10 protein-coding genes are annotated in these 12,142 nt (G+C 63.4%); 1 reads left to right on the top strand and 9 read right to left on the bottom strand.

Annotated features, from left to right (window positions below; genetic code table 11):
• Positions 1-382 precede the first annotated feature (382 nt).
• The 9 genes from IMX18_RS21610 to exaC all read right to left on the bottom strand — a co-directional run bounded on the left by IMX18_RS21610 (position 383) and on the right by exaC (position 9,842).
• Complete coding sequence (locus tag IMX18_RS21610) at positions 383-1,084, bottom strand: XRE family transcriptional regulator (RefSeq protein ID WP_015268796.1); 702 nt, start codon at positions 1,082-1,084, stop codon at positions 383-385.
• A 375-nt stretch (positions 1,085-1,459) separates the two neighbouring features.
• Positions 1,460-1,987, bottom strand: a complete 528-nt coding sequence (gene ppa, locus IMX18_RS21605) for an inorganic diphosphatase (RefSeq protein WP_003255365.1) — start codon at positions 1,985-1,987, stop codon at positions 1,460-1,462.
• A 93-nt stretch (positions 1,988-2,080) separates the two neighbouring features.
• Complete coding sequence (locus IMX18_RS21600; RefSeq protein ID WP_013970691.1) at positions 2,081-2,896, bottom strand: M90 family metallopeptidase; 816 nt, start codon at positions 2,894-2,896, stop codon at positions 2,081-2,083.
• Positions 2,897-2,905: 9 nt separating this feature from the next.
• The gene (locus IMX18_RS21595) at positions 2,906-3,553 is read right to left on the bottom strand and encodes a DedA family protein (RefSeq protein ID WP_015268798.1); all 648 of its coding nucleotides are present in this window, start codon (positions 3,551-3,553) and stop codon (positions 2,906-2,908) included.
• Positions 3,554-3,803: 250 nt separating this feature from the next.
• Positions 3,804-4,262: a GNAT family N-acetyltransferase gene (locus IMX18_RS21590; protein ID WP_003257044.1), complete on the bottom strand. Its 459-nt coding sequence runs from the start codon at positions 4,260-4,262 to the stop codon at positions 3,804-3,806.
• A 108-nt stretch (positions 4,263-4,370) separates the two neighbouring features.
• Positions 4,371-5,189 carry an ethanolamine ammonia-lyase subunit EutC gene (gene eutC / locus IMX18_RS21585; protein WP_015268799.1) on the bottom strand — a complete coding sequence of 273 codons (819 nt, stop codon included), beginning with the start codon at positions 5,187-5,189 and terminating at the stop codon, positions 4,371-4,373.
• A gap of 8 nt (positions 5,190-5,197) precedes the next feature.
• Positions 5,198-6,592, bottom strand: coding sequence for an ethanolamine ammonia-lyase subunit EutB (locus tag IMX18_RS21580; RefSeq protein ID WP_013970694.1), 1,395 nt, complete (start codon positions 6,590-6,592; stop codon positions 5,198-5,200).
• 46 nt (positions 6,593-6,638) lie between these two features.
• Complete coding sequence (gene eat / locus IMX18_RS21575; RefSeq protein WP_015268800.1) at positions 6,639-8,087, bottom strand: ethanolamine permease; 1,449 nt, start codon at positions 8,085-8,087, stop codon at positions 6,639-6,641.
• Positions 8,088-8,321: 234 nt separating this feature from the next.
• Positions 8,322-9,842, bottom strand: a complete 1,521-nt coding sequence (gene exaC, locus IMX18_RS21570) for an acetaldehyde dehydrogenase ExaC (protein WP_012270312.1) — start codon at positions 9,840-9,842, stop codon at positions 8,322-8,324.
• Between the two features lie 255 nt (positions 9,843-10,097).
• On the opposite strand from exaC, the gene IMX18_RS21565 reads away from it, so the two are divergent.
• Entirely contained in the window at positions 10,098-12,086 is a 1,989-nt protein-coding gene (locus IMX18_RS21565; RefSeq protein WP_085721430.1) for a sigma-54-dependent Fis family transcriptional regulator, read from the top strand.
• Positions 12,087-12,142: the final 56 nt, after the last annotated feature.

Below are 12,142 nucleotides of genomic sequence, written 5' to 3'. Positions count from 1 at the left end.
GCTCCACGCGAAACGTCATTTATCCGACGATTTTCGGATGAGCGTTAGTATAGTGTCATAAAAATGGCGAATGAGATTTTTTTCGCTCACGCAACGGCGATTCCCCGGCCATGGGAAGGCTGCAGAAAGTTCAGAGGATGAGAATGGCGGGCATTAAAAAGCCGGCTTGTGGCCGGCTTCTCGGGGACGCTTCCGACTAATTTATGGTAAGCCGCAATCGCCTTAACTGTGTGGCCATCAAGGGGCCGAAAGAGATGGCAGATGCCCGTGTGGGATATCGCCGAGCCCTCTGGACCGCGGCTTGCGCCGGTCGGGGCTGAATGTGCGGCGTAGCATACAAGGGCGCGCGCAGGATGCCCAGCAAAAAATGGCACAGGTTGTTTCAGTCGGGCCGTTGCTGGCGGAAATGCGACCAGTGGAACACCCAGCCCAGTATCTTCAGCCCTTGTGTCTGGCGCTGGGCGGCGGTGTAGCGTTCGACCGCATAGTTGCGCCGATCATGGCTGTGCAGGTACAGCGTGCCGTGCTGGCCGAGGCTGAGGTTGTTAACCCTGAGCACGCCGTTGTGCAGCAGGGCATAGGTTTCGCCCTCGACCACCTGGGTCATGCCCAGGTCGATGGCCAGGGTAGCTTGCAGCGGAATCAGCGGGGTCATGTTGCTGGCGGGCATGGCCAGGCAGATGGCGTCGTCGGCATGCACTCCCAACCCTTTCAGGGCTTTTGCGGGCAGGCACAGGTGTTTGCCGGCCACGGGCGACAGCAGGCCGTTGTGCAGCTCGTAAAAGGGCACCTTCAATGTACGGCCGCCTTGCGCCGATAGCGGCGTGGGCGGGTTGGCGGGCGCCGGCCCCGGTGGGCAGGTGCGCAGGATCGGGTTGTGGTGTTTGGGGCCTTCGCCCGTGCGCAACCAGCGACGATGCACGCAGAACAGGTCCGCCATTTCGTCCAGCCGGGCCAGGGGCACGCCGCGCTTGAGCCAGTTGTTGACGTGCTGGGGCGTGACGCTGCGCTGGGCGGCGAAATCAGAAGGGGTCAGGCCACATTCGTGGAGGAGGGCTTTGAGTCTGTCACCGGATGTGTTCATGGCGGCGAGTGTAGCGGCGGGGTGCCAGCAAGGATATGAACCGGATGTTGATGGAGCTTGTGTGAAAAGCGCCTGTTTGTAGGGCGTTGGAGTAGGACTGCGTAGGATTTATTACCGCATCAGGCGTTGGCGCGGTAGCTGTAGGAGCGGCCTTGTGTCGCGACGGGGCGCGACGCGGCCCCAAACCATCCCGCACGATGTACCTGAGAGACCGCATTTGCTGATTTTACGGCCGCTTCGCGCCCGATCGCGACACAAGGCCGCTCCTACAACCGACCGCGAAGGCAGGTCATTCAACAAGAGGGCCGCGAACGCAGGTGTTGACGAATGGCCATAAAAAACCCCGCCGAGGCGGGGTTCTTCATGCAACCGGCATCAGCCCTTGTAGGCAGCAACCGATTTGGTGATCGCGGCGCGGGCGGCGTCAGCGCCTTCCCAGCCTTCGATCTTGACCCACTTGCCCTTCTCGAGATCTTTGTAGTTGGCAAAGAAGTGCTCGATCTGCTGGATCAGCAGGGCTGGCAGGTCGGTGTATTCCTTCACGTCGACGTACAGCTGCGACAGCTTGTCGTGAGGAACAGCGATGACCTTGGCGTCGCCGCCGCCGTCGTCGGTCATGTTCAGCACGCCGACCGGACGGGCGCGGATAACCGAACCTGGGGCTACCGGGTAAGGGGTAACGACCAGCACGTCCAGCGGATCACCGTCATCGGCCAGGGTGTTCGGGATGAAGCCGTAGTTGGCTGGGTAGAACATCGGGGTAGCCATGAAACGGTCGACGAACAGGGTATCGCTGTCCTTGTCGATCTCGTATTTGATCGGCGCGTGGTTGGCCGGGATCTCGATGGCGACGTAGATGTCGTTCGGCAGGTCTTTGCCCGCCGGAATCTTGCTGTAGCTCATTGGGCAGTGCCCCCGTGTTTGACCAAAAAAGTGGCGGCGATTATAGGCACATTCTGCATGGGCATGCCACGCCTGGCCTGATGTGCGGCCCCGTCAGGCGTGGCTTTCGCGGTATTCCGGGTGTTCGGCCTGCAGCCGGCACAGGCGCGCCAGCGGGTCCTGGCGGTAGAACAGCGACAACTGGCGGTAGACCTGTGGATAAGCCTGTTGCAGCAGGTCGGGAGCACTAAAGAAGTACTCGCTGGTTACGGCAAAGAACTCTGCGGGGTTCTCTGCGGCATATGGATCGATGGCGGTTTCGGCGTCGGGGTTGGCGTCCAGCTGGCGGTTGAGGTCGTCATAGGCCTGTTGCATGGCGGTTGCCCATTCATCCACGGGCATGCCGCTGTGCAGCGGCGGCAGGCCGTTGGCATCACCATTGAGCATGTCGAGCTTGTGCGCCAGTTCATGGATGACCAGGTTGTAGGCCTCCCAGCCACCACTGGCCAGCACGCCGCTCCAGGCGAGGATGATCGGGCCCTGCTGCCAGGCTTCGCCGCTGTGCTCACCGTCCCACACGTGCTCCACGCCACTGGCATCGCGGTGGCGCTGGGGGCTCTTGAAGTCGTCGGGGTAGAGGATGATTTCGTGGAAACCCTGGTACCAGTTCAGCTCGCCCAGGTGCAGCAGCGGCAATTGCGCCTGGGCCGCCAGCAACAGGCGCTGCTCGTCATCCGGCTCGACGCCGGGCAGGCAGGTGAGGTGCTTGTCGAGCAGGAACAGGATGCAGGCTTCACGCAGCCAGCGATCCTCTTCGTCAGTGATGCCGTCCAGCATTGGCAGGCGCTCGCGCACGGCCTGCCATTGCTGGGGGGTGATGGGATAGCGCGCCAGGGTGCGCTTGCGCCGCCAGGCGCTGAACGACCACATCGGCAAGTTTCAGTGCGCTTTGGCCGTGCGGCCCAGACGGCCACGCAGCAGGCCGAGGATCATCGGTACCAGCGACAGGATGATGATGCCCACCACCATCAGCGACAGGTGCTGTTTGATGAATGGCACGTTGCCGAAGAAGTAGCCCAGTGTCACCAGGCCGCCGACCCACAGTAGCGAACCGGCGACGCTGAAACCGAGGAAGCGCGGGTAGTGCATGTGGGCGATGCCGGCGACGAACGGCGCAAAGGTGCGCAGGATGGGCAGGAAGCGCGCCATGGTCACGGTCTTGCCGCCGTGGCGTTCATAGAAGTCGTGGGTACGCTGCAGGTAGTCGCGACGGAAGATCTTCGAGTTGGGGTTGTTGAACAACCGCTCGCCCGTCGTGCGGCCGATCACATAGTTGGTGCTGTCGCCGAGGATCGCGGCGGCCATCAGCAGGCCGGCCAGCAGCAACGGGTCCATGCCGCCACCGGCGGCCACGGCGCCGGCAATGAACAGCAGCGAATCGCCAGGCAGGAAGGGCATGACCACCAGCCCGGTTTCACAGAAGATCACGGTGAAGAGGATGGCGTAGATCCAGGGACCGTAGTTGGTGACCAGCAGATCGAGGTAGGCATCGAGATGCAGGATAAGGTCCAGCGGGTTGAAATCCATGTACAGCACCTGTGTTCTTGGGCGTAGGCTCGGTTACCTGCGGATGGGTAAATTTTCACACACGACAGGTGGGCCATTATACGGCTAAGTCAGGATCATGCCCGGGGAGTTTGTAGCGGGGGGTTACGGCAGGGGGTATTCCTGTACCGGCCCTTTCGCGGGCATGCCCGCTCCCAAAGAGATATCACTGCTTCCTAAGGCTGTGCTGTACCTGTGGGAGCGGGCGAGCCCGCGAAAGGGCCGGTGCAGGTCAATCCTGGCTGATCGGCAGGATATAGCTCTTGAACTCGTTATCCTCACGAAACCCGATGGATTCGTAAGTCTTGTGCGCTACCTCATTGTCCGCGCTGGTTGACACCCGCATGCGCACGGCGTTGGTTTCCTTGGCCATTTTCTTCGCCTCACGCATCAGGTGGTCGGCCACCAGCATGCGCCGCGAGTCCTCGGCCACGTAGATATCGTTGAGAATCCATACCCGCTTCAGCGACAGCGACGAGTAGCTCGGGTACAGCTGGCAGAAGCCCAGCAGCTTGCCGTCATCATCATCGGGTAGCGCCAGGTAGATCACCGACTCATCCCGCTTCAGGCGCTTTTCCAGGAAGCTGCGCGAACTGTCGGGGTAGGGTAGCTGCCCATAGAACTCGCGGTATTTGACGAACATCGGCGTAAGCAGATCGAGGTGTTCCAGGGTTGCCTTGATGATGCGCATGTGCGGCCCTCAGAGTCCATTAGGGGAAACAGCGGATTGCCAGCAGCTTTCAAAGGCATGCTGCCCAATGCTTGGCGCAAGTGCAATCCGCCTTCCGTGACATGTTTTTTATCCTTTGCCGAGCAGGAAGTTACCTTTCTGGCCGGTGCTGTTTTCGCTCTCCAGGCTATGGACCTCGGCCTCGTCCTTCAGATTCACCCCGGAAAGCTGGCGCCGGCAGGCTTCGCGCATCAAGTACAGCAAGCGGTGCGCCGCCATGCCATAACTCAGGCCCTCCAGGCGGATGTTGGAAATGCAGTTGCGGTAGGCGTCGGTCAGGCCGACCTTTGGCGCATAGGTGAAGTACAGGCCAAGGCTGTCGGGCGAGCTGAGCCCCGGGCGTTCGCCGATCAGCATCACCGTCATCCGTGCGCCCAGCAGCTCACCAACCTCGTCGGCCACTGCCACGCGGCCCTGCTGCACCAGCACCACCGGGGCGCTGGTCCAGCCGTCGGCGGCGGCCTGTTCCTCGAAGCGCGCCAGGAACGGCAGGGTGTGGCGGTGCACGGCCAGTGCCGAGAGGCCGTCAGCGACGACGATGGCCAGGTCGACCCCGCCGGGGTTGGCCTGGGCATGCTGGCGCAGCGCGGCAACCGAATCTTCGTTCAGCCGTCGCCCCAGGTCCGGGCGTTGCAGGTACTGGTTGCGGTCGCTGGCGGCGCTGTGCAGCACCAGGCTTTCGCGCCCGCGGTCACTCAGCTGGGTAGCCAGGCCGGCATGGTCGAAGGCCAGGTGCACGGCATCGCGTGCCTGGGCGTGGGCGAACTGGAAGTCCAGTTGTGCACCTGTAGGCAGGCTGGTGCCGGTGCGGCCCAGGGCGATGCGCGCCGGGGTCAGGTTGCGCAGGGCCAGCCAGGGGTTTTCGGGGGTAGGCGTGCGGTGGTCCATGGTCATCCCTATGCAAGCTGTGCCAAGGCCTGGCGGAAGGCCGGCGGCAGGTTGTCACCAAAGCGCACCCGGCCATCGGCCTGGGTGAAGATGCCGGTGCGGGCCAGCCATGCCTCGAATTCCGGCCCGGGCTTCAGGCCCAGGGTCTGGCGCGCGTACAGCGCGTCATGGAACGAGGTGGTCTGGTAGTTGAGCATGATGTCGTCGGAGCCTGGGATACCCATGATGAAGTTGATCCCGGCCACGCCCAGCAGGGTCAGCAGGGTGTCCATGTCGTCCTGGTCGGCTTCGGCGTGGTTGGTGTAGCAGATGTCGCAACCCATTGGCACTCCCAGCAGCTTGCCGCAGAAGTGGTCTTCGAGGCCGGCGCGGATGATCTGCTTGCCGTTGTACAGGTACTCCGGGCCGATGAAACCGACCACGGTGTTGACCAGGAACGGCTTGAAGTGGCGGGCCACGGCATAGGCGCGGGTTTCACAGGTCTGCTGGTCGACGCCGTGGTGGGCGTTGGCTGACAGCGCGCTGCCCTGGCCGGTTTCGAAGTACATCAGGTTCTGCCCGAGGGTGCCGCGTTTCAGCGAAAGGCCCGCTTCGTAGCCTTCCTGCAGCACGTTCAGGTTGATGCCGAACCCGGCGTTGGCCGCCTCGGTGCCGGCAATGGATTGGAACACCAGGTCCAGTGGCACGCCACGGTTGATCGCCTCGATCGAGGTGGTGACGTGGGTCAGCACGCAGGCCTGGGTGGGGATGTCGTAGCGCTGGATGATGGCGTCGAGCATCTCCAGCAGGGCGCAGATCGAGGCGATGCTGTCGGTGGCCGGGTTGATGCCGATCATGGCGTCGCCGTTGCCGTACAGCAGGCCGTCGAGAATGCTGGCGGCGATGCCGGCCGGCTCGTCGGTCGGGTGGTTGGGCTGCAGCCGGGTCGACAGGCGCCCGCGCAGGCCCATGGTGCCACGGAACCGGGTGACCACGCGGATCTTCTGTGCCACCAGCACCAGGTCCTGCACGCGCATGATCTTCGACACCGCTGCGGCCATTTCCGGCGTCAGCCCGGGTGCCAGGCTGCGCAGGCTGTCCTCGTTGGCCTCTTCGCTCAGCAGCCAGTCGCGCAGGCCACCCACGGTCAGGTGGCTGACCGGGGCGAAGGCCTGGGCGTCGTGAGTGTCGATGATCAGGCGCGTGACTTCATCATCTTCGTAAGGGATCAGCGCTTCGTTGAGGAAATGCGTCAGCGGGATATTGGCCAGGGCCATCTGCGCGGCGACCCGTTCGCCATCATTGCTGGCCGCGACGCCCGCCAGGTAGTCCCCCGAGCGGGCGGGGCTGGCCTTGGCCATCACTTCCTTGAGGCTGTCGAAGCGGTAGACCAGGTGGCCGACCGTGTGTACGAAACTTGCCATACAGACTCTCCAGAGCCGCGGGTTGCCCCGCGGCGGGTGGCGGCGATCAGTGCAAGGCCTCTTCGGCCTTCTGGATCGCGGCGAATTCCTCTTCCGGTGTACCCGCGACCAGGTGGTGGCGGCTGTAGAAAGCAAAGTAGGCAATTAATACCGCATAGATCACTGCGGCGCCAATCACCACCCGTGGGTCTACCAGGAAACCGGCGACCACAGCGATGCAGGCCAGTACCAGTGCCAGGCCCGAGGTGAAGATGCCACCAGGGGTGCGGTATGGGCGCTCCATCTTCGGCCGACGGATGCGCAGGGTGATGTGCGCGGCCATCATCAGCACGTACGACAGGGTAGCGCCGAACACCGCCACCAGGATCAGCAGGTCACCCTGGCCGGTCAGCGACAGGGCAAAGCCGATGATCCCGGGGATGATCAAGGCCAGTACCGGGGCCTTGCTCTTGTTGGTTTCCGACAGCTTGCGCGGCAGGTAGCCGGCGCGGGACAGGGCGAAGATCTGCCGGGAGTAGGCGTAGATGATCGAGAAGAAGCTGGCGATCAGCCCGGCCAGGCCGATCAGGTTGACGAAGCCGCCCATCCAGGTGCTACCGCCGTAGGCTTTGGACAATGCTTCCACCAGCGGGTTGCCGGACGCTTTCAGTGCTTCGGAGCCTGCGCCGCCAGGGCCGACCACCAGGATCAGCAGGGCGAAGGCCAGCAACACCAGCATGGCGCCGATCAGGCCGCGTGGCAGGTCACGCTTGGGGTTCTTGGTTTCTTCGGCAGCCAGCGGCACGCCCTCTACGGCAAGGAAGAACCAGATGGCATAGGGGATGGCCGCCCACACGCCGACATAGCCGAACGGCAGGAAGCTGCTGGCGCCCACAGCGTCCGTTTTGGCGATGTCGAACAGGTTGGCTGCATCAAAATGGGGCACCATGCTCACCAGGAACACGGCCAGAGCGATGGCTGCGATGGCGGTGATGATGAACATCAGCTTCAACGCCTCACCCACGCCAAAGATGTGGATGCCGATGAACACGATGTAGAACGCCAGGTAGATCATCCAGCCGCCGATGCCGAACAGTGACTGGCAGTAGGCGCCGATGAACACGGCGATGGCGGCGGGGGCGATAGCGTACTCGATGAGGATTGCCGTGCCGGTGAGGAAGCCGCCCCAGGGGCCGAAGGCGCTGCGGGCAAAGCCGTAGCCGCCGCCTGCGGTGGGGATCATCGACGACAGCTCGGCCAGCGAGAAGCACATGCACAGGTACATGGTGGCCATCAGCAGGGTGGCGAGGAACATGCCGCCCCAGCCGCCTTGGGCCAGGCCGAAGTTCCAGCCGGCATAGTCGCCGGAGATGACGTAGGCCACGCCCAGGCCGACCAGCAGGACCCAGCCGGCGGCACCTTTTTTCAGTTCACGTTGCTGGAAATAGTCCGAGCCGACTTTTTCGAAGTCGACGGAAGAGCCTGCCGGCGAGCCGGCGGAATGATCGCTTGGCATAGATTCACCTGTTGTTTTTCTTGGTGGCCGGACGGGTTCCGGGCCGATGGTGATGGGTACTGCAGGAAGCGAGCCAGAGCGGTTGGTGCTCTGGATATTGTGTTTGCAGGTCCGGCCTCATCGCCGGCAAGCCGGCTCCCACAGGTACTGCACAGGTCTGGAATCCCCTGCGATCCCTGTGGGAGCTGGCTTGCCGGCGATGGGCTGCAAAGCAGCCCCGAGGCCATCCCAGGTTTAGAAGAAGCCCAACGGATTGATGTCGTAGCTCACCAGCAGGTTCTTGGTCTGCTGATAGTGGTCAAGCATCATCTTGTGCGTCTCACGCCCGACCCCCGACTTCTTGTAGCCACCGAACGCGGCATGCGCCGGGTACAGGTGGTAGCAGTTAGTCCACACGCGGCCAGCCTTGATCCCACGGCCCATGCGGTAGGCACGGTTGATGTCGCGGGTCCACACGCCGGCACCCAGGCCGAACTCGGTGTCGTTGGCGATCGCCAGGGCTTCGGCTTCGTCCTTGAAGGTGGTGACGCTGACCACCGGGCCGAAGATTTCTTCCTGGAACACGCGCATCTTGTTGTTGCCCTTGAGCAGGGTCGGCTGGATGTAGTAACCGGTGGCCAGCGAGCCCTCCAGTTTTTCGACCTTGCCGCCGGTCAGCAACTCGGCGCCTTCCTTCTGGGCGATATCCAGGTACGACAGGATCTTCTCGAACTGCTGTTGCGAGGCCTGCGCTCCGACCATGGTGTCAGTGTCCAGCGGGTCGCCGCGCTTGATCTGCAGCACCTTCTTCATCACCACTTCCATGAACTGCGGGTAGATCGACTCCTGCACCAGTGCCCGTGACGGGCAGGTGCATACCTCGCCCTGGTTGAAGAACGCCAGCACCATGCCTTCGGCCGCCTTCTCGATGAAGCTTGGCTCGGCTTGCATGATGTCTTCGAAATACACGTTCGGCGACTTGCCGCCCAGTTCGACGGTGGACGGGATGATGTTCTCGGCGGCGCATTTCATGATGTGCGAGCCCACCGGGGTCGAGCCGGTGAAGGCGATCTTGGCGATGCGCTTGCTGGTGGCCAGTGCTTCACCGGCTTCGCGGCCATAGCCTTGCACCACGTTGAGCACACCAGGTGGCAGCAGGTCACCGATCACTTCCAGCAGCACGGTGATGCCCAGCGGGGTCTGTTCGGCTGGCTTGAGCACCACGCAGTTGCCGGCGGCCAGTGCCGGGGCGAGCTTCCAGGCGGCCATCAGGATCGGGAAGTTCCACGGGATGATCTGCCCGACCACGCCCAGTGGCTCATGGATGTGGTAGGCCACGGTGCCTTCGTTGATTTCCGCGGCGCCGCCTTCCTGGGCGCGGATGCAGCCAGCGAAGTAGCGGAAGTGGTCGACCGCCAGCGGAATGTCGGCATTGAGGGTTTCGCGGATCGGCTTGCCGTTGTCCCAGGTTTCGGTAATGGCCAGCAGTTCGAGGTTCTGCTCGATACGGTCGGCGATCTTCAGCAGAACGTTGGAGCGGTCCTGCACTGAAGTGCGGCCCCAGGCGTCGGCCGCAGCGTGGGCTGCATCCAGGGCTTTATCGATGTCTTCGGCAGTGGAGCGAGGGAATTCAGCGATCAGCTTGCCATTCACCGGGGAGGTATTTTCGAAGTACTGCCCCTTTACCGGAGGAACGAACTCACCACCGATGTAGTTGCCGTAGCGGCTCTTGAAGGAAACCTTCGCGCCTTCGGTACCGGGATGTGCGTAACGCATGGTGTGTCTCCTGGCTATTGTGTTTGTTAGGGAGTTGGAAAGCGTAGAGCAAAGGTTGGGCCAGCGTTTCGAGCGCCAGGAAAATCAATGACTTGGCTCGGTTCTTTGGGCCTGGCCCACGATCTCTGTGCCAGCGCCGGTACGCGCGGGGGTGACACTTTGTGCCATTTGCGACACGTAACCGGAGGGTGCATTGCAAAGCCTTGCCGGGTGGAGGATGCTGGCGGGACTCTCTATCTGCGGAGAACTACAACAATGCAGAGCAATCATTTCAGTCGCCATGCCCAGCAAGTCCATACCGTCGCCCATGGTGGGGCCGGAGAGGGTGGAAGTGACCCGTCCATCGCCCGCTCCTGGCTGCGCTGCCTGGAGGACTACCACCTCGACCCGTCGGTGATCGAGGCCCCGGTGGTGCTCGAGCATGGGCGCCTGCTGGAAAGCCGCGAGCGCCTGCGCCAGGTGCTGCAGATTGCCGACCATGAAATGAACAGCCTGCACCAGCAGCTTTCCGGGGCCGGCCATGCGGTGCTGCTGACCGATGCCCGTGGGGTGATCCTCAATTGCGTCAGCGCGCCGACCGAGCGGCGCAGCTTCGAGCGTGCCGGGCTGTGGCTGGGCGCTGACTGGAGCGAGGCGCGCGAGGGCACCAACGGCATCGGCACCTGCCTGGTCGAGCGCCAGGCGCTGACCATCCACCAGAACGAGCACTTCCGTGGCCGCCACACCGGCCTGACCTGCTCGGCCAGCCCGGTGTTCGACCCGCATGGCGAGTTGCTTGCAGTGCTGGATGTGTCTTCGGCGCGGCCCGACGTTTCCCGGCAGAGCCAGTTCCACACCATGGCTTTGGTCAACCTGTCGGCGAAGATGATCGAAAGCTGCTACTTCCTGCGCCATTTCGAACAGCAATGGCTGCTGCGTTTTCACCTGCAGGCCGAGTCGGTCGGCCTGTTCAGCGAAGGCCTGCTGGCGTTCGACGGTGACGGGCGCATCTGCGCCGCCAACCAGAGTGCGCTGAACCTGCTGGGCACGGTGCGTGGTGGCGTGCTGGGCAAACCGCTGGAACGCTTTTTCGCTTGCAGCCACGACGAACTGTTCAGCCGCGCCACGCCCAGCGGCAGCACGGCCTGGCCGCTGCATACCCTGGACGGGCGCCAGGTGTTCGCCAGCCTGCGTGGCCAGGCGCGCGCACCGGTGTGGTCGGTACCAGCCGCCCAGCCGCGGCCCACGCGGGAAGTGGAGCCGCTTATCTGCCTGCTCGACCCCGCCTTGCAGAACGACTTCCGTCGCAGCGTGCGGGTGTTCGAGCGCGATGTGCCGCTGTTGCTGCGCGGCGAGACCGGCTGTGGCAAGGAGGCTTTTGCCCAGGCCGTGCACCAGGCCAGCGAGCGGCGCGGCAAGCCGTTCGTCGCCATCAACTGCGCCTCGATCCCGGAAAGCCTGATCGAGAGCGAACTGTTCGGCTATCGCGGCGGCAGCTTTACCGGTGCACGCAAGGAAGGCATGCGCGGCAAGCTGCTGCAGGCCGATGGCGGCACCTTGCTGCTGGACGAGATTGGCGACATGCCACTGGCCCTGCAAACCCGCCTGCTGCGCGTGCTGGAGGAGCGCCAGGTGGTGCCGATCGGTGGCGAGCCGCAGGCGGTCGACGTGCGCATTGTCAGCGCTACTCACCGTGACCTGCTGGAGAGGGTGGAGCAGGGCAGTTTCCGCGAGGACCTGTATTACCGGCTGAATGGCCTGGAAGTGGCATTGCCTGCGGTGCGCGAGCGCAGTGACAAGGCGCAGTTGCTGGACTTTCTGCTGCGTCAGGAGGCGCAGGGAGAACCGATCGATATCGAGCCCAGGGCGCGGCAGGCACTGCTCGACTTCGCCTGGCCGGGCAACGTGCGGCAGATGCGCAACGTGCTGCGTACCCTGGTGGCACTTTGCGAAGACTCCCGCATCGTGTTCCCGGATCTCCCCGCCATTGTTCGCAACAGCACCGTCCCTGTAGGAGCGGCCTTGTGTCGCGAAAGGGCCGCAGAGCGGCCCCAGGGGCCCAGCCGCGCCGACCAATTTGCAGGGGCTGCTGCGCAGCCCGATCGCGACACAAGGCCGCTCCTACAGGATGCGGAGCGGCAAGCATTGTTGGAGACGCTAGAGGCAAAACACTGGCACCTCACCCGTGTCGCCGAGCACTTGGGCATCAGCCGCAATACCTTGTATCGAAAACTGCGCAAACACGGCATCACCAGGGCCGACTGAGCGAAACATCTGGTGCGATTTGTCGCGCCCTGGGCTACCCTGCCTCGATGTTTTGC

This window comes from Pseudomonas shirazica, from assembly GCF_015168335.1.
GTDB classification, from domain to species: domain Bacteria; phylum Pseudomonadota; class Gammaproteobacteria; order Pseudomonadales; family Pseudomonadaceae; genus Aquipseudomonas; species Aquipseudomonas asiatica.
This window is presented reverse-complemented; position numbering and strand designations above follow the sequence as displayed.